A 17901-nucleotide genomic window follows, 5' to 3' on the forward strand; every position below is an offset into this window, starting at 1 on the left:
CCCGACCGGCCGGTTCAGCCCGCCGCGACGCGATGCCGGGCGAGGTGGGCCAGGACCGACTGGTTCGCCTCCCACCCGTCCGGGAACTTCACGGGCACCCCCAGGTGCACGGGCTCGGACGACGGGTGGGCGTCCAGCAGCTCGGGGATGCCCGCCCGCGCCACCACGACGCACGCGTGCCGGTGCCGCGACGTCAGCACGCACAGCCGTCCCGACTCCAGGTGGAACGCGGTCGCGTCGCGGCGGCCCGAAAGCGGGTGCAGGACGACCGTCACGTCGTACTCGCGGCCCTGCAGGCGGTTCGCGGTGTCGACGGTGATCCCCGCGCCGTGCGGGCCGAGCGCGGCGCGGATCGCGGTGACCTGGTCGCGGTGCGCCGCGCCGATCGCCACGCGGGACGCGTCGACCTGTGCCGTCCCCTTCTCGGAGTGCGCGATCGGGCCGCGCTGCAGCAGCCGGACGGCGAGCGCCGCCGTCGCGCGGACCGCCTCGGAGTCGGTGCGCAGCGTGTGCCGCGCGGGCAGCTCGAACAGTGCCCAGCCGGTGGCCGCGGCCTCCTCCAGCGCCCGGTCGTAGGTGGTGCCCATGCCGCCCGCCGAGAACTCGAGCCGCCGGTCGTCCGGGCCCGTCCCGGCGCGGAACGGGGTGAACGGGTAGAAGGCGTCCGCGACCACGGGCGCCGCCGACGCCGGCAGCCGCCACGACACCGGGAGCCGGTGGACGGGCAGGTCGGGGTTGTGGGCGAGCAGGACCGACACGGCGCTGCGCATCGGGTCCCACGCGAGGCCCGCCCAGCGCTCGACCTCGACCGTGGAGAACGGGTCGAGCTGGCCGGGGTCGCCCACGAACAGCGCCCGCTCGAACCGCCCGGCGATGCGCAGCAGCATGTCCGAACGCATCTGGTACGCCTCGTCGACGATCGCCCACGGCCACGACCCGTCCGCCAGCGTCGCCCACTTCGCGGCCGTCGCGATCACCACGGCCTGCTCGGCGAGGTCGGCGGCCTTCTGCCGGACCTGGACCTGCGGGTGGGCGAGCACCCGCTCGGACGGCACGTACTGCGACGCCGACAGGCGCCCGATCGTCAGCCGCGGATGCGCGTCGGCGATCCGCTCGATGAGGTCGTCGACCTGCTCGTTGGTCTGCGCGACGATCATCAGCCGCTCGCCCGCGTCCGCCAGGTGCCCGGCGGCGCGGACCACCAGCGTGGACTTGCCGGCACCGGGCGGGGAGTCGACGACCACGCCCCGGTGGGCGCCGGACAGGTCGGCCAGGACGGCGTCCACGACGCGGCCCGCGGCCTTCCCGGGATCCTCCGGCGGGGCCGCGCCCGACCCGGCGTCCGGGCGTCCCGCGGGGGCGGGGACGTACGACGGCACCGGGGTCAGGCGGCGCGTTCCCGCCGCGATCCCGCCCCCGGCGTCGCCCCCGGTCTCCCCGGTGTGGCCCGTCGTCCCGCCCGTGGTCATGACCATTCCTCTTCGGCGTCCTCGTCGGTCGGCACGTAGTCCTCGGGCGGTCCGCCGTGCGTCCACGGCGTGTCCTCGCGGTCGGGGAACTTCGCCTGCCCGAAAGAGCCCTCGGTCAGCGACGTGAAGCACACCCGCTCGCCCACCGCCGGGACGACGCCCGGCTCCGGGGTGAGCTTGCGGCCCATCCCGCCGGTCAGCTCCAGCAGCACGCCCCCGGTGCCGAACTCCACGATCCTCCCCTTCAGCGCGGGCCGTGCCGCGTTACACACGGTCGTGCCCACGTCGAGCCGGACCGGATCCTCGGTGGCGACCCGCAGGTACGGGCGCAGCTTCGGCCGCTTGCCGGACTCGTCCAGCCGGGTCGGATCGGACTCGGTGACGACGCCGCCGAACGCCTGGCCCGTCAGCCGGTGCTCGGCCATGACCAGCGGGTCGTCGAACGCCCGCTGCGCCTCGTAGGCGTCCTGGGCGCGCTCCAGGTCGTGCAGCCGCCGCGCCGCCCGGACGGGCGTGTCGCGGCGCGCCTGAGGATACGCCTCGCCGAACGTCTGGTGGTAATAGGTGAAGGAGTCGCGGTCGCGCTCCCAGCGGCGCTGGACGCTCGCGCCCTCGGGCAGGGCGCGCAGCAGGTCGGCCGCCCGCCACATCAGGTCCCAGGTCGGGGCGAGCTGGGACGCGACGGCCGCGCGCAGCCGCTCCTCGGCGCGGGGCGCGCCGTTCGACCGGTCGTACGCGGCGATCGCGGGGGCGAGCACCTCGTTGTCGAACGTCGGGTCGGTCGCGGGCCCGGCCGGCGGGGAGGTCACCGGGTCCTCGGCGCGGGCGGCGGCGGCCGGACCGTCCAGACCGTCCGGCGGGTCGATCCAGCCGAGCAGGGCCGCGAGGTTCCCGTCCTCCAGGGAGCTCTGCCCGGTCGCCCAGTGCAGCCGCAGCGCCTCCGTCATCGCCAGCAGCAGCGACGACCCCGGATGGTCGTACCGGTCGGCGAACCAGGTCAGCCACCGGCCGAGCACCGGCACCGCCGGATCCACCGCGTAGGGACCCTCGGTCCCGCGGAACCGGGTGGACCGGCCCAGCAGCCGCAGGAACGTGACGCCGCCCCGGTTCGGCACCAGCACCTGCGGCGCGTCCCCGTACCGGATCCGCTCCTCGACCTCTCCCGACTTCGCGGCCGTCCTGCTCGGCGCCAGCGTCTCGACGGCGCCGCGGCTGGTCTCGATGTGGTTCAGGACGAGCTTGGCGGTCTCGGCGGCGAACGCGAACCGCAGGTCGCGGTTGCGCGGTTGCGGAACGACCAGCAGCGACGGGTCGTCGCGGTCGGCGCCGAGCATGATCGCCAGAGGCGCCGCCGCCTCCCCGGCGAGCCGCAGCGGGATGAGCACCAGCGGCGCCGCCGAGACATGGCAGTGCCGCACGGTGGCGAGCGGCTGCGCGACCCCGGCGGCCGCCGCCTGCAGGCGGGCGAGCGAGGACAGCGCGCTCATGTGCCGATCACGCGGCGCCCTGCGCACCGGACGGCGAACCGGACAGCGCCTCGGCGCGCAGCCGGGCCGCGGTGCGCAGCTGCTCGGCGGTCTCGACCAGATCGTCGGACGGCGCGATGGTGCCGTCGGCCAGGGCCAGCGCCGTCCCGATCGCGTCCACGCCGCCGAGGTCGTCGCGGACCGAGCGGCCCAGCGCGCCCGTCGCCCCGCACGCCCGCGCCTCGTCCCGGCAGAACAGCGCCATCTCGCAGCCCGCCATGCAGTCGGGCGCGTACCGGGCCTCGACGGCGCGGACCGACTCGGCGAGCGCGTCGCCGGGCTCGAACGTCAGGTCGTCCGGGAGCGCGTCCAGGATCCGGTCGATGCGGGTGATCCGGGCGAGCTGCCGCTCCAGGACGGCGAGCTGCGGGCGCACGTCCAGCGGCGTCGCCGTCGGCCGGTTGGAGAAGTTCTCCGGGCAGACGAGGAACACCTCGTGCGACACGCGCCGCGGGTCGTGGCCCAGCTCGGCCACCAGCCGGCGCAGCGCCAGCACGTACACCGCCGACTGCCGCGCCGCCGCCGCGACCTGCTCCGGTTCGGCCTGGCCGTCGACGACGGCGAACGACTTGACCTCGATCACGTGCAGGCGGCCGGCGAGCTGGAACGCGATGACGTCCGGCTCCAGGTAGGCGGGCTGCCCGGCGATGTCGAGGCGCAGCAGCGGATGGTCGAACAGCGTGCCCTCGCCGGACTCCAGCGCGCGGGCGAGCAGCCGCCGCGTCCGGGTGTGCCGCAGCTCCCGGCCCTCGTTGCCCGCGACCACCTCCAGGTCGTCGTAGGCGACCTCGGGGACGGCCAGCCCGAGCGTGTCGCGCAGCAGCGTCAGCAGCTCCGCGCACCCGTCGGCCTTCACCTGCGCCTCGAACGCGTTCCCGCGCGTGATCGCGAACTGCGACTGGCCGAACGGCGCCGGGAATCCGAGTGCCCGCGCGACCGCGTCCTTGTCGACCCCCGCCGCGTCCATCACCCCGCGGCGGGCGCAGCCGGGATTCCCGGTCAGCGCGGCGATCGTCCGTGCGTCGTGGTTGCGCGGGGGAACGCCGCCGCGCAGCCGGTCCAGATCCGGCGCGGTCTCGCTCATCGGTCCGTCTCTCCATTGACGGCAGGGCGCCGTGGGGCGTCCTGCAGGGCCCGCAGCCGGCTGCCGAACAGCCGTTCCGCGTCGTCGAGCCGGTCCAGGGCGCGCCCGGCGGCCGACTCGCGCCGCCGCCGGTCGGCCTCCCGGTGCACTTCCAGCTCCCCCCGGGCGGCCTCGGCGAGCACGGCCGGATCGACTGTACCGACCGTACCGTCGACCGCACCGGGGATGTTGGACGCGAAACGCCACAGCAGCCGCTGCGCTTCGGGGTTCGGTTCGCCGCGCCCGGCGTGCTCGGCCAGCCGGATCGCGGACGTCAGGAAATCGGTGCGCGGGCTCAGCGGGCCCACGATGCGTCGCTCCAGCGGCCACGTGCTGACGGTGAGCAGGCCGCGGGCGGGGGCGAGCAGGTCCGCGGTCAGCGCGGCGCACAGGTAGTACGGCCGGGCGTAGGGCGCGGTGCGGAACGAGCGCTCCTCGTCGCGGCGCAGGCTCGTCAGCCGCCCCGCCGCGATCTCGCCGGGGAAGAACGCCGCGTAGACCGATCCGACCAGCTTGGGCGCGGACGGGACGCCGAGCAGGGTCAGCGCCTGGTGCACCTGCTCCCGGACGGGCAGCAGTCCCCGGCGCGAACCCCGGCCGGAGCCCTTCGCGGAGCTTTTCGCGGAGCCCTTCGTCCCGCGCTTGGCCGGACCCTTCGCCCGGACCTTCCCCTGGCTCCCGGCCGCGCCTCCCGAGGAGCCCGTCGCGCGCTCGCCCTTGCCGGTGGCCGCACCGCGGGGACGTCCGGACGAGCGTCCGGACGAGCGCCGCGGCGCGGTCTCGCGGGGAGCGGTCTCCGCCGCGTCCGCGCCCGTGCCGAGGACCGCGTCGTCCCAGGCCTCCTCGGCGTGCCGCAGCTCGGCCCGCAGCTCGCGGGCGGCCGTCCGGTCGCCGGCCGCCATCGCCCGCCGCACGGCCGCGCGCAGCTCGGCGATGCGGGCCTCGAGCGCGTCGGGGGTCGGAACGCCGGGGGAGCGGGACATGCGGCAGACCGTACCGCAGGCTCCGGACACTTCCAGGGTTTTCCAGTATTTCGGCGCGTTATGTGAAGGTCCCCGCGGAATGTCCGAGACCAGGGGAGGAGGCGTGAAACGGGACGGGAATCGTCAGCGGGTGTCGCGGCGGAGCGGATGACCCTCCGGTACCTCCACGATGACGATCTCGACACCCGCCGGGTCCTCGATCCACATCTCGATCAGCCCCCAGGGCTCCTCGCGCGGTTCCCGGACGATCCGCGCCCCGGCGGCCGCGAGCCGTTCGTGCTCGGCCCGGACGTCGCGGACCTGGAGCCAGATCTTCGCCGCGGACCCGTCCTCGGCGGCGCCGTGCCCCGACACCTCCAGGAACCCGGAGCCGAGGAAGAACACGATGCCGGGGGAGTCGGCCGGGCCGAACTCCCGGTGAACGGCGAGTCCCAGGACGTCCCGGTAGAAGCGCTGGCTCGCCTTCGCGTCCGCCGGGCGAAGCAGGATGCGGCTGCTCAAAACCTCCATGGCCCCATCCTTCCCCGGACACGCGCCCGGCCCGGCACCGCCCCCGGCTCAGCCGGGGAAACTCGCGTGGTAGGTCGCGGCCATGTCCTCGTCGCCGCGCCCCTGCTCGATCGCGCGGCGGAACCGCTCGCCCGCCGCGTCGTTGACGTCGACGCGGATCCCGGCGGCCGCAGCCGCCTCGTGGATGATCCGGGTGTTCTTCTCCGCGTTGCGGACGGCGAAGCTCGGAGCGAGGTCGTCCTCCACGATCGCCTTCATCTTCACCTGCAGGTACGCGTTGTCGAGCGGACCGCCGCCGAGGACCTCGGCCAGCCGCGCCGGGTCCAGCCCGAGAGCCCTGGTCAGCGCGACCGACTCGGCGATGACCGAGGTCAGCGAGATCGCGTAGCCGACCGCCGCGAGCTTGAGCCGGGTGCCCGCGGCGCCCGCGCCGTCCTCGTCCAGCCACAGCGTCCGGCTGCCCAGCGCGCCGAACACCGGCTCCAGGACGGGCCGCGCCTCCTGCGGCCCGGCGGCCAGGACGATCAGGTTCCCCTGCTCGGCCGGCTGCTTGGTGCCCTGGACGGGCGCGTCCACGAACGTCACGCCGTGATCGGCGGCCAGGGCGGCGAGCCGCGGCACGTCGTCCACGGCGACGGTGCCCATCTGCGCCCAGACCTGCCCGGCGCGAAGGCCGGGTGCCGCGTCGGCCATGGCCGCCAGCGCCGTCTCGCCGTCGGCCAGGATCGTGATGACCGCCTCGGCGCCGGTCACCGCCTCGGCGGGGGAGGCGGCGACGGCGGCACCGTCGGCGCGCAGCGGCTCGGCGCGGGCCGCCGTCCGGTTCCACACCGTGACCCGGTGCCCGTCGCGCAGCAGGGTGCGGGCCATCGCGGTGCCCATGATCCCGGTGCCGAGCAGGGCGACTTCGGTCATGATCGTCTCCTTTTTGTACTGAATGGTACAAATGTGTTCTTGTGGCTGTCACGCGGCGTGCGGTGGGCGCATCCGCCGACCTCAGCCGTAGGCGTGCTCGTCGCCCGGGACGTCCGCGCCGGACTCGGCGGTCGCACCTTCTCCGGCGCCCGTCGCGTACGGGGCGGCGAACGCGTCGAGCGTCCGCTCGAGGTTGGCCGACCACCAGGCCACGAGCGCGGCGTGGCCACGGTCCTGCGCCGGCCGTTCCCAGGTGCCGTCCTCGCCGAGATAGCGGTGCCGCAGCGGCGCGACGTCGCAGAGGCGCTCCCACCAGGCGCGGTGCACCGCCGACTGGATCTGCCCGGCGTCGAGCGGGAACGACGCGCGGTGCCCCCGCACGAACGCCTGCACCCGGTCGAGGTCGAGGCCGCGGTCGTCCTCGCACGCGAACAGCCGCGCCGCGGCCCGCACCACCTCGCCGGCCACCGGGCCCGTGGTGAGGCCGTCCCAGCCGAGGACGGCGGTGACGTTGCCCGAGCCGCCATGGCGGAGGTTCCCCGGGTGGAACGCGCCGTGCAGATGCCCGACCGTGCAGACCTCCGCGTCCGGCGGCTGGTGGTCGGCGAACTCCGCCAGCAGCGCCCGCCGCTCCCGCAGGCGCCGCTCCGACAGCGCGTCGAAGTCGGTCCCGCCGCCGTCGCGCGGGACGGTCGCCAGCATGGCGTCGACGGCCGCCGCGGCGTCCGCGGCGCGCGGCACGGGCACCAGCATGCTCTGCTGCACCGGCGGCGTCAGCCGCTCCATCTCCGCGTGCAGCCGGCCGAGCAGCCCGCCGAGCGCCTCGCACTGCGCGAACGTCAGCTCCAGCCCGTCCCGTCCGCGCCCGCCGGCCCACGGGAACAGCTCGTAGCCCAGGCCGCCGGAGGTCACCAGCGTCCGGCCGGTGCGGGCCGGGACGGGCGCGAGGACCGGCAGTCCCGCCTCGTCGAGCGCGGTGGTGATCCGGTGCCGGAACCGGATGCGGCGCCGGTCGGGAACGGGATGCTCCCTCAGCAGGAACGAGCCGTTCGCCGTGTCGACGCGCCGGGACCGCCGGGCCGCGGGCCCGTCCGGACCGGTCGCGGCGAACCGTGCGTCCGGCCCGAGTTCCCAGCGGCGCAGCAGCCGCGCGGGCGGCCCGGCGGATCCGGCGGCGGGCTCGGCGGTACGGGCACCGGCGGCGATGTCAGCAGTCTGCGACGTCGGCACTGTGCACCTCGGCGGCCTGGGACGGGCGGCGGTCGAACGAATGTTCCAGGCCGACGCTACACGGCCCGGCACCGCGGCGGAAGGGAACCGCGCTCAGACGGGCTCGAGGACGACCACGGGGATTTCCCGGTCCGTCTTCGTCTGGTACTCGTCGTACGAGGGCCATGTCGCGGCCATCTTCCTCCAGAAGGCGGGCTTCTCCTCGGGCGTGGCGGTGCGGGCCCGGGCGGTGAACCTGTCGCCCTTCACCTGCACCTCGACCTCCGGGTTCTCCTGCAGGTTCAGGTACCAGAGCGGGGGCTCGTCCGCGCCGCCCTTGGACGCGACGACCAGGTACGCGTCGCCCTCCGGCTGGTAGATCAGCGGCGTCGTGCGCGGCCGCCCGGTGCGCCGTCCGGTCGTGGTGAGCAGCAGGGTCACCGTCCCCTGCCAGTCGTGGCCCTCCGCGCCGTCGGTCTCCTGGTAGCGGGCGACGTGCTCCTTGCCGTACAGCATCCTTCCCCCTCCCGTGGTGCCGTGCCCCGGCCGACGTGGCCGTGGCCGGCTGCTCCGTCCACCTCGACGACCTTCCCCGCCGCCGCCCCGCCGATGCATGATCGCTCGGACGGTCACAGATCGTGCAGGACCCCGTCCAGCAGGCCGCCGGTGTCGTCCGGGCGCGCGGCCGTGATGCAGAGGTTGTTCATCGCGCGCATGTAGGTGTCGACGTCGGTCGGCTTGTCGAGGTAGAGGGCGCTGGTGAGCTGCTCCAGGTACACGACGTCGGACAGGCCGGGCTCGGCGAAACGCAGGATCGTGAACGGGCCGCCGGCGGCCGCGTGCCCGCCCGCGCCGAACGGCACGATCTGCAGCGTCACGTTCGGCAGTTCCGACATCTCCATCAGATGATGCAGCTGCCGCCGCATCACCTCGCGCCCGCCCAGCGGACGCCGCACGACCGCCTCGTCCACCACCGCCCACAGCGTCGGGGCGTTGGGCGAGGTGAAGCGGTGCTGCCGGGTGGTCCGCACCCAGACCCGCCGCTCGACCTCCTCCTCGGAGGCGTCCGGGAACCCGAGGCGGACGACCGCGCGGGCGTAGTCCTCGGTCTGGAGCAGGCCCGGGACGAACTGGAGCTCGTAGGAGCGCAGCAGGGACGCGGCCTCCTCGAGCCCGAGGTAGGCCTCGAACCAGTTCGGCAGCACGTCCCCGTACCGGTGCCACCAGCCGGGCGTGTTGGCCTCCTTGGCCAGATCCAGCATCGGGGCCCGCTCGGCGGGGTCGGTGACGCCGTAGAGGGTGAGGAGGTCGGCGACGTCGCGGGACTTGAAGCCGACGCGGCCCAGTTCCATCCGGCTGATCTTCGAATGGGAGCCGCGGATCTCGTACCCGGCCTGCTCGGTGGAGATTCCGCATTCTTCCCGGAGGCGGCGGAGCTGCGCGCCGAGCAGAATGCGCAGGACGGTCGGCCCGCCGCGGCGTGGATAGTCGATCAGCCGTGCGGCCGGATCATCATCGGCCGGAGGAGTCGGGACAGCTGAATCCTGGGGCAAGGGGGTCACCAGCCAGTCGACGGGTCTGCGCGGGGCGGAACGGCACCGCCCTATGTTAGAGGATGGAAGCACGATTTTGGGTAGTACGGAAAAGGCGTCCTCGACAATCTCCCAATCGTGCTGGAACGGGGCGGCGCGGCAGGCGCCGTACGGCCCGAAGTACGGCGGGGCCGCCGTTCGGAGCCGCAGACGATACTCCCCTCGCCTATCCCGCGCCAACGCGTCCCTTCCCGGCCGTGACCGAGGAAGGGCAAGATGGAACGTGACCACGGGGCACGTTCGGCGCTGTCGGTGGCGGAGCGGCGGCGGACCGTGGCGGCGGGGTCTCCGGGCCGGGGCAGCGGGACGGCAATTCCACGGCGGAGCCGCCCCGTTGGCACATGAATTGCCGGATGTTCTCAGGTGGCGAAGGCGACCAATCGCCGCCGTTTTCGCACCGGCCCCGCGCGACGGGATTATGACGGGCGTCCGGCGGTGCGCCGAACTTTCGGTGCGGGGCGCGGCGGCGATCGTCCGGACGCCCGCGCGGCGGCTCGTGTCTCCGCGGGCGTCGGTTCCTGGGGTCCGTTCCGGGCGGCGGTTCCGGGCACGTTTTCGGCCGTCCGTTTCGGGCGCGACGCCCTCGCGTGATCCGGATCTCGTCCGTGTCGTGCCAGGTGCACGCGGCGGTGACGAAGGTCTCGCCGCGGCCGGGCTAACTTCGGGGCCTTCCGGCGTTCACTGGTTGCAGAGGCGCGGCGCCCGCACGGCATGCGCACCGTGACGAACAACGTGACGTGTGCACCGGAAACGGCCGCATCCGTCACATCGGTCGCATCCGACGCGGCGCCCGCCGGATTCCTGCCCATCACCGACCGAATTGGGGGAAGCATGAACGCGACCCGTGAGCGGCCCGAGCTCCGGTTCCTGATCTCGGGCGACGTCACCGCGCACGAGCGCGCCGCGGCCGAGCGCGCCGTCGGCGCGGCACTGGCGGAGGCCCACGGCGACGTGACGTCCGTCCAGGTCACGCTCAGCGTCGTGGCCGATCCCGCACTGCCCCGCCCGGCGCTGGCCCGGGCCGTCGTCGAGATCGACGGCCGGCTCGTGCGGGCCCAGGCGGCCGCCGCGCGGCTGGACGAGGCCATCGCGCTGCTGCGCTCCCGCCTCGCCGTCCGCACGACGAACCTGCGGGTCGGCTGAGCCGGTACCCGCGGACGGCGGCGTGCCTCGCACCGGACGCCGCCGTCCTGCCGGCAGGCCTCGGACCGTCCTCCGCGGCCCGCTCCCGCGGGACCGGTCAGGCCACCGCGGTGCCGGCCCCCGTGCCCGTCACGGGGCCGGTCACGCGTCGCGGCGCGCCAGCGCCCAGGCCCCGGCGCCGAGCATGGCGACGACGTAACCGAGCAGGACCGCCGCGGCGACCGGCGCCGGCAGCCCGTCCGTCATCGGGGTCGAGCCGGGCACCGGCGCGATGTCGCCCGGGAACCCGGTCGGCTGCAGCCGCCAGATCCGGTCGTCCCACGGGGCCGGCAGCAGCCGGGCCAGCGGCGGCGCCACGAACAGCAGACCCAACCCGACGGTGATCGTCGCCGCCGTCGAGCGCAGCACCGCCGCCAGGCCCAGTGACATCAGCGTGATCGCCGCCGCCGTCACCGCCACGGCCACCGCGTTGGCGACGTGCTCGCCGAGCGGACCGTCGAACCCCGGCATCGGGCGGCCGTCCGCGATCGCTCGTCCCGCCAGGAGCGCCGCCACGAGGCTCACCAGCCCGGCACCGCCGACCAGGCCGCCCGCCGCCAAGGCCTTGGCGCCCAGCAGCGGCACCCGGCGCGGGAGAACGGTGAGGCTCGTGCGGATCATCCCGGTCGCGTACTCCGACGTCAGCGTCAGGGCACCGAGGACCACTCCGCAGACCGGGAGCACCGTCACGAGGAACTGCGTCGGCGGCGCCACGTTCAGCCGCTCCCTGTCCGCGGCCGACAGCCCGTCCCAGTAGCGCACCGCGTAGAAAGACCAGAGCAGGGACAGGAGGACCCCGGCGCCGATCGCCGCCATGATCGCGGCCGTCGACCGGACGGTGCGCAGCTTGTGCCACTCGGCGACGATCGCGCCCGCCGGGGCTCGGCCCGCCGGGGGCCCGCTCGCCCGGGTCGTGTTCCCCGGGGTTCCGGCCGCGCTCACCGTGCCACCGCCCCGAACTCGGTGCTGCCGGCGGTCAGTTCCATGTACGCCTCCTCCAACGACGCGCTCTGCGACGCGACCTCGTGCAGCGGGATGCCGTGCGCCGCTGCACGGTCCCCGATCTCGGCGACGTCCAGTCCCGTCACCGTGAGCGCGTCGCCCTGCGCGGCCTCCACGCGACCCCCGGCCGCCGCGAGCACCGCCGTCAACTCGTCCGGGCGCGGCGAGCGCACCCGCACGCCGCGCGCGAACCGGTCCGCCAGCTCCCGGACGGACGTGTCGGCGATCAGCCGTCCCCGGCCGATGACGATCAGCCGGTCGGCGGTCAGCTCCATCTCGCTCATCAGGTGGCTGGAGATCAGCACCGTGCGGCCCTCGTCCGCGAGGGACCGCATCAGCCCGCGGATCCAGCGCACGCCGTCCGGGTCCAGGCCGTTCACCGGCTCGTCGAACATCAGCACGCCCGGGTCGCCCAGCAGCGCCGCCGCGACCCCGAGCCGCTGCCGCATGCCGAGCGAGAAGCCCCCGACCCGTTTGCGCGCCACCCCGGCCAGGCCGACCAGCTCGAGCACCTCGGTCACCCGGCGGGACGCGATGCCGTTGCTGCGCGCCAGCCATCCCAGGTGGTCCAGCGCCCGGCGCCCGCCGTGCGCCGCGCCCGCGTCCAGCAGGGCGCCCACCTCGAGCATCGGCCGCCGCAGCGCCGCGTACCGGCCGCCGTTCACGAGCGCCTCGCCGGACCCGGCCGCGTCCAGGCCCAGCAGGACCCGCATGGTCGTCGACTTTCCCGCGCCGTTCGGCCCGAGGAACCCGGTGACCGCCCCGGGCCGCACCGTGAACGACAGGCCGTCCACCGCCGTCGTCGCGCCGTAGCGCTTGGTCAGCTCACGTACCTCGATCATGCCCCCAACGGTCGTCCGCCGGCGGCCCCGCGCGCATCGGAACGCGGGCCGGACTCCGGCGTACGACCCCGGGCGGAGACCGGCCGTCCCGCTCCGACCCCGGTCCGACGTCCGCCGGACGGACGCGTCCGCGCGAGCCGCCCGGATAGCGTTGCGACGTGGACGAACCCGAAGCGCGCGTCCCGCTCGCCCCGCGGGTCGCCGGGTCCCGGCTGATCGCCCTGGACGTCGCGGCGGCGCTCTTCTACGTGCTCGCGCTGATGATGTCCGCGGGGCCCGGTACGTCCGCGGCCGTCGCGGGGCCGCTCGTCGCCGCGTCCGGACTGCCCCTCGCCGCGCGGCGGATCTGGCCCGTTCCCGTGTTCGCCGTCGTGTTCGCCGCCTCCACCGCGACGCTGGTCCTCGGCCTGCCCCCGGACGCCTACGTCGCCGCCGCCTACGCCCTCTACACGGTGGCGCTCACCCGGCGCCGCCGCAGGTGGGTGCCCACCACCCTCATCGGTGTGCTGAGCGGCGTCGTCATCCTCGGCACCGCGCTCGCCGGGCCTCTCGGCCGGCAGGCCGAACGCGCCGGCGTCGTCGTGCTCGGCGTCGCCGTGCTGGGCGCCTCCTGGGCGCTCGGCCGCACCGTCCGCGACCGCCGTGAGCACGCCGTGCGCTTCGCCCGGGAACTCGCCGACCGCGCCGTCGGGGAGGAGCGCCTGCGCATCGCCCGCGAACTGCACGACATCGTCGCCCACAGCATGAGCCTCATCGCCGTGAAGAGCGGCGTCGCCGTCCACGTCGCCGAGGCCCGCCCCGCCGAGGCCGTCGACGCCCTCCGCGTCATCGAGGCCACCAGCCGCGGCAGCCTCGCCGAGATGCGCCACCTCCTCGGCGTCCTGCGCGCCGACGCCGCGGGGGACGGCGACCTCGCGCCCGCGCCCGACCTCACCGCCCTCGACGCGCTCGCCGAGCGCGCCGCGATGGCCGGGGTGCGCGTCGACCTCGACGTCCGGGCGGGCGATCTGCCCGAGGGCGTCGCGCTGTCGGTCTACCGCATCGTCCAGGAGGCCGTCACCAACGTCGTCAAGCACGCCGCTCCCGCCCGCTGCCGGGTCCGCGTCGACGCCGCCGGCGGGCGGGTCGGCATCGACGTCACCGACGACGGCCCCGGCGAGCGCGTCCTGCCCGGCGGCCCCGGCGAGGGGCACGGCATCATCGGGATGCGCGAACGCGTCATGATGTACGGCGGCGAGTTCACCGCCGGGCCCCGGCCCGAGGGCGGATTCGCCGTGTCGGCCCGATTCCCCTACCGAACGTGAGCAGCGTGGAAGATCTCCGTGTCCTCGTCGCCGACGACCAGGCCCTGGTCCGCGGCAGCTTCGGCGTCCTCATCGACACCGCGCCGGGGCTGCGCGTCGTGGGGGAGGCCGGGACCGGGGCCGAGGCCGTCGAACTCGCCGGGCGCGAGCATCCGGACGTCGTCCTCATGGACGTGCGGATGCCCGAGATGGACGGGCTCGAGGCCACCCGCCGGATCTGCGCCGACCTCCCGGACGTCCGCGTGCTGATCCTCACCACGTTCGACCTCGACTCCTACGTCTACGGGGCGTTGCGGGCGGGGGCGAGCGGCTTCCTGCTGAAGGACACCCCGCCCGCCGATCTGCTCGCGGCGGTCCGGGTCATCGCCGAGGGGGAGTCGCTGCTCGCGCCCACCGTGACCCGGCGGCTGATCGCCGAGTTCGTCCGCGGGCCGGGTCCCGTCCAGCCGCCGCCCGCCGGCCTCGATGCCCTCACCGCCCGCGAGCGGGAGGTCCTCACGCTCATCTCCCGCGGCCTGTCCAACGCCGAACTGGCCGAACACCTGCACCTCAGCCCGGCCACGGTCAAGACCCACATCGGTCACCTGCTGGCCAAGCTGGACGCCCGCGACCGCGCCCAGCTGGTCATCGCCGCCTACGAGACCGGTCTCGTCCGCCCGGCGGGCCGCTGAGCGCGGCTCAGGCGTCCCGCAGCGCGGGCGCGAGGCGTTCGTACAGGCCGGCGGCCGACGCGAGGTCGGGGGCGAGCACCGACACGGCGACGTGGTCGGCGCCCGCGTCCAGGTGCGCCCGGACGCGCCGGGCGATCGATTCCTCGCCGCCCCGGGCGAAGCAGGCGTCGAGGACCTCGTCGCTGCCGCCGTCCTCGAGGTCGGCCTCCGTGTAGCCCAGTTCCGTGAGCGAGCGGATGTAGGGCGAGCCCGGCATGGACAGCAGGCCGGTGCTCCGGGCGGTCTCGCGCGCCGCCGCCGGGTCGGTCTCGAGGATCGCCGGCTGCAGCGCCACCACCAGCTTCCCGCCGCCGATCCGTTCCCGTACGCGCCGGGTGTGCTCGACGGGCATCGCCGCGGGCAGCGCGCCGTCGGCGCGCTCCCGGGCGAGTTCCTGCATCTTCGGCCCGAGCGCGGCCAGGAGCCGGGGGAAGGGGACCTCCGGCGCGGGCGCCGCGTCCACGGCGGCGTCCATCCCGTCCAGGTACTCGCGCATCCGCGCCATGGGGTTCGCCCACCGCTGCCCGCTCTGCTCGACCATCGCGGGCATGCTGACGCCCACGCCGAGCGCGAGGCGTCCCGGGTACGCGTCCGCGAGGACGGACGCCGCGCCCTGCATCGCGGCGGGATGCCGCGCCCAGAGGTTGGCGATCGAGGACCCGAGCACGATCCCGTCGGTGGCCGCGAGCATCACGGCGAGCTGCGTGAACACCTCCCGGCCCCCGATGGCCTCGTTCGTCCAGATCGCCCCGTACCCCGCGTCCTCCACCCGCTTCGCGGCCCGCCGCCATTCGCCGGCCGGTGCGATGGGAGTCATGAGCACCGCGCCGATCCGTCCCAGCCGCCGCCGCGTCTCGTCCACCGTCGTCGTCATGACACTCCCGTAGAATCGGAACGTATAACCCGGTTCGCACCGTACCGGAACGATCGCCCCGGTTGTCAATCGTAGGAGTGCCCGTGCCCGCCGACCGACCGCCCAGGCGCGCGGACGCCCGCCGGAACCGCGAACGCGTCATGAGAGCCGCGCTGGAGGCGTTCGCCGCGGACGGACGGCTCGTCCCGCTCGACGAGATCGCGCGCCGCGCGGGCGTCGGCGCGGGCACCGTCTACCGGAACTTCGCCACCAAGGAGGCCCTGTTCGAGGCCGTGGTGTCGGACCGGATCGGGGCCATCGTGGAGGAGGCCCGGGCGCTCGGCGCCGCGGACGATCCCGGAGTGGTGTTCTACGACTTCCTGACCCGCGTCGTGGAGGCCGCGATGGTCAACCACGCGCTCTGCGAGGCCCTCATGGACGAGGGGGCCGGGCTGTCGAACGGGGAGTGCGCGGACGCCGCGTTCACGGCGGCGCTGGACGTCCTGCTCCGCAGGGCGATCGAGGCCGGGGCCGTCCGTCCGGACGTGGACGTCCACGATGTGCGGACGCTGGTGAGCGGCTGCATGGTCATGGAACGGGTGCGCCGCAGCGCCGTTCCGCCCCGCCGCGGCACGGCCCTGGCCCTCGACGCGCTCCGACCCCATAACGTAACGAAACAGCGTGACGAAACGCCGGTGTCACGAAACGACGGCTCGTGCGAGGTCTGCGGCGCGCCTCTGGGCACCGCGCGAACCGGCCGTCCCGCGCGCTACTGCGGGCCGGCCTGCCGGCAGAAAGCCCACCGCCGCCGTACCGCCCGCGCTTAGGGCAGGACCCGCGTCAGCCGCTCCGCGAGTTCCCGCGGATGCCCGAGCGCCACCAGATGGCCACCGGGCAGGGCCTCGACGGGGATCCCCAGCCGTTCCCTGACGATCCGGCGCTGCCATTCCAGCGGGAACAGCCGGTCGTCCCGGCTCTGCAGGAACACCGTCGGCGTGTCCGGCCACCGGCTCAGCGGCCACGGCTCCGTGAACGGCGTGGACGACTGCGGCGGATCGCCCCGCACGGCCTCGGCGACCACGTCCGGCGGAAGGTCGTGAAAGAAGATCTCCATCGGATCCAGTTCATCGGACGGGGACCGCCCCTCCCGCACCGCCGCCTCGGCCATCGCCTGCGGCTGCCCGGTGTTGCCCCACCACGCACTGCCGGTCTCCCCGGGGACCGGGACCATGGCGTTGACCAGGACGAGCAGATCCACCGGCACCCTCGTGCACACCAGCGGCGCCGTCAGCCCGCCCATCGACTGCGCGACCAGCACCACGTCGGTCCGATCGCCGATCGCGGCGGCGACGACGTCGGCGTACTCGCTCAGGTCGGCGGAATCGTCGTCGGCCGGCAGATCCACGGCGACCACGTCGTGCCCACGCAGTTCGGGTACCAGCCGGTGCCAGTACCAGGCGCGCCCGCCCGCTCCGGGGATCAGAACGAAGGTCGCCATGGTCACCGCCGAGAGAACGGGCGCCGGTCATCGCACCCCACGCTACCGGACGGGCATGAATATGCGTTGACGCCGAACAGGTGTGCGTACAGTATCGCCTACGAACCCTCCCGAATCGCAGCAAGGCATGACGATATGACAGATTCCCTCCGGCAGATCCGGGCTGAATGCGACCGTGAATCGATCACCGTTTATCAGGCGTACCGGCCGGATATCGGCGTGCCCGCGGTCCGGAGCCAGACCTTTGTGGAGCCCTTCTCGCGAGGTCGGATGACCTGGATAAAACCGTCCTTCCTCTGGTTGATGGCCCGAAGCAACTGGGCGCGCAAAGCGGGCCAGGAGATGGTTCTCGCCGTGCGCATCAGTCGCGCCGGCTGGGAGGAGGCCCTGGCAAAGGCGGTTCCCACGCACGCGGACCGCCGTGTCTTCCGCGACTCCGAGGAGTGGCGCCGCTGCTTCGCGACAGCCGCCGTCCATGTCCAGTGGGACCCGGAGCGTTCCCTGCGCGGACAGAAACTCGAGCAGCGCAGCATCCAGGTGGGGCTGAGCCGTCACGTGATCGACGATTACGTGGATGAGTGGATCTTCGGAATCGAAGACCGTACCCCACTCGTCCGCCGCATCCATCGCCTCGTCCAGGACGGCAAGACATCGCAGGCGCGCACACTGCTTCCCCCCGAACGTCTTTACTCCCTGGATCCCGCACTGGCAAAGGGCATCGGCGCAACTTGACCTCCAGGAATCCGGCACCCGCAGAAGGTGCCGCTGCGGGCGGCGCCACTCGCCACCGGGAGCCATCTCCCCCTACCGGTCGATTTTCTTGACCGCCGACGAAGCGAGCTGAGCATTCGAACCGCTTGCACTCATCCCTCCGCAGTTCCACGCTGGCCGCCCCTGCGGAACCGCACGGGTCACACGCTCGGTGGCCAAGCCACGCCAATGTGCCCCCGAGCTGCCAGTCGAACCGCAACCCGAGCCCCCACCACGCTCCAGCGACCCCAGGCGGCCTACACCGTCGCCACCGCCGCGCCATAGCCCCGGCCTCGCCCCGGCCTTGTTGCTGCACCCTTGCCTCGGCTCGGGGCCACGGTGCGTCGCGGCACGGGGCCACGGCACAGCATCACAGCGCCACGGCCTGGCCTCGCCAAACCCCGGCTTCACGCAGCACGGTCACGGCGCTACG

The 17901-nt window shown here is 74.4% G+C and carries 18 protein-coding genes; 5 read left to right on the plus strand and 13 right to left on the minus strand.

Translation table 11 applies throughout. The annotated features are described in order from the left end of the window. Positions 1-14: 14 nt before the first annotated feature. From F7P10_RS39450 to F7P10_RS39490, 9 genes are all read right to left on the minus strand, one after another. Positions 15-1469, minus strand: coding sequence for an AAA domain-containing protein (locus tag F7P10_RS39450; RefSeq protein WP_151017099.1), 1455 nt, complete (start codon positions 1467-1469; stop codon positions 15-17). Then, positions 1466-2956: a hypothetical protein gene (locus F7P10_RS39455; RefSeq protein ID WP_151017100.1), complete on the minus strand. Its 1491-nt coding sequence runs from the start codon at positions 2954-2956 to the stop codon at positions 1466-1468. The genes F7P10_RS39450 and F7P10_RS39455 overlap by 4 nt, the downstream gene beginning before the upstream one ends. 7 nt (positions 2957-2963) lie before the next feature. Then, entirely contained in the window at positions 2964-4079 is a 1116-nt protein-coding gene (locus F7P10_RS39460) for a hypothetical protein (protein WP_151017101.1), read from the minus strand. Then, positions 4076-5101 carry a hypothetical protein gene (locus F7P10_RS39465; RefSeq protein WP_151017102.1) on the minus strand — a complete coding sequence of 342 codons (1026 nt, stop codon included), beginning with the start codon at positions 5099-5101 and terminating at the stop codon, positions 4076-4078. The genes F7P10_RS39460 and F7P10_RS39465 overlap by 4 nt, the downstream gene beginning before the upstream one ends. Positions 5102-5224: 123 nt before the next feature. After that, positions 5225-5611 (minus strand): VOC family protein, encoded by a 387-nt coding sequence (locus F7P10_RS39470; protein WP_151017103.1) that lies wholly within the window; start codon positions 5609-5611, stop codon positions 5225-5227. Positions 5612-5659: 48 nt separating this feature from the next. Next, positions 5660-6526, minus strand: a complete 867-nt coding sequence (locus F7P10_RS39475; protein ID WP_151017104.1) for an NAD(P)-dependent oxidoreductase — start codon at positions 6524-6526, stop codon at positions 5660-5662. A gap of 81 nt (positions 6527-6607) precedes the next feature. Further along, positions 6608-7756, minus strand: coding sequence for a phosphotransferase enzyme family protein (locus F7P10_RS39480; RefSeq protein ID WP_254716252.1), 1149 nt, complete (start codon positions 7754-7756; stop codon positions 6608-6610). Positions 7757-7849: 93 nt separating this feature from the next. Continuing rightward, on the minus strand, positions 7850-8251 hold the full coding sequence (locus F7P10_RS39485) for a nitroreductase family deazaflavin-dependent oxidoreductase (RefSeq protein WP_151017105.1): 402 nt from the start codon (positions 8249-8251) through the stop codon (positions 7850-7852). Between the two features lie 113 nt (positions 8252-8364). Continuing rightward, on the minus strand, positions 8365-9231 hold the full coding sequence (locus F7P10_RS39490) for a helix-turn-helix transcriptional regulator (protein WP_151018598.1): 867 nt from the start codon (positions 9229-9231) through the stop codon (positions 8365-8367). Positions 9232-10158: 927 nt separating this feature from the next. On the opposite strand from F7P10_RS39490, the gene F7P10_RS39495 reads away from it, so the two are divergent. Further along, entirely contained in the window at positions 10159-10470 is a 312-nt protein-coding gene (locus tag F7P10_RS39495; RefSeq protein WP_151017106.1) for a hypothetical protein, read from the plus strand. 141 nt (positions 10471-10611) lie between these two features. Here the strand turns inward: F7P10_RS39495 and F7P10_RS39500 are convergent, their stop codons facing one another. After that, complete coding sequence (locus tag F7P10_RS39500) at positions 10612-11451, minus strand: ABC transporter permease (RefSeq protein ID WP_151017107.1); 840 nt, start codon at positions 11449-11451, stop codon at positions 10612-10614. Continuing rightward, on the minus strand, positions 11448-12353 hold the full coding sequence (locus F7P10_RS39505) for an ATP-binding cassette domain-containing protein (RefSeq protein ID WP_151017108.1): 906 nt from the start codon (positions 12351-12353) through the stop codon (positions 11448-11450). Before F7P10_RS39505 ends, F7P10_RS39500 begins: the two co-directional genes overlap by 4 nt. A gap of 158 nt (positions 12354-12511) precedes the next feature. Here F7P10_RS39505 and F7P10_RS39510 point away from each other — a divergent pair, with 158 nt between their 5' ends. Next, complete coding sequence (locus tag F7P10_RS39510; RefSeq protein WP_218040280.1) at positions 12512-13657, plus strand: sensor histidine kinase; 1146 nt, start codon at positions 12512-12514, stop codon at positions 13655-13657. A 5-nt stretch (positions 13658-13662) separates the two neighbouring features. Beyond that, entirely contained in the window at positions 13663-14328 is a 666-nt protein-coding gene (locus tag F7P10_RS39515) for a response regulator transcription factor (protein ID WP_151017109.1), read from the plus strand. A 7-nt stretch (positions 14329-14335) separates the two neighbouring features. Here the strand turns inward: F7P10_RS39515 and F7P10_RS39520 are convergent, their stop codons facing one another. After that, positions 14336-15241 (minus strand): TIGR03620 family F420-dependent LLM class oxidoreductase, encoded by a 906-nt coding sequence (locus tag F7P10_RS39520; RefSeq protein WP_151017110.1) that lies wholly within the window; start codon positions 15239-15241, stop codon positions 14336-14338. Between the two features lie 83 nt (positions 15242-15324). Here F7P10_RS39520 and F7P10_RS39525 point away from each other — a divergent pair, with 83 nt between their 5' ends. Next, entirely contained in the window at positions 15325-16047 is a 723-nt protein-coding gene (locus tag F7P10_RS39525; RefSeq protein WP_218040281.1) for a TetR/AcrR family transcriptional regulator, read from the plus strand. Here the strand turns inward: F7P10_RS39525 and F7P10_RS39530 are convergent. Then, positions 16044-16718: an alpha/beta fold hydrolase gene (locus tag F7P10_RS39530; protein ID WP_151017111.1), complete on the minus strand. Its 675-nt coding sequence runs from the start codon at positions 16716-16718 to the stop codon at positions 16044-16046. The two genes, F7P10_RS39525 and F7P10_RS39530, sit on opposite strands and share 4 nt — an antisense overlap. Before the next feature lie 135 nt (positions 16719-16853). Between F7P10_RS39530 and F7P10_RS39535 the strand changes: the two genes are divergently transcribed. Continuing rightward, on the plus strand, positions 16854-17450 hold the full coding sequence (locus F7P10_RS39535) for a DUF4291 domain-containing protein (RefSeq protein ID WP_151017112.1): 597 nt from the start codon (positions 16854-16856) through the stop codon (positions 17448-17450). The last annotated feature ends 451 nt before the right edge of the window (positions 17451-17901 follow it).

Source organism: Actinomadura sp. WMMB 499, assembly GCF_008824145.1.
Taxonomy (GTDB): Bacteria; Actinomycetota; Actinomycetes; order Streptosporangiales; family Streptosporangiaceae; genus Spirillospora.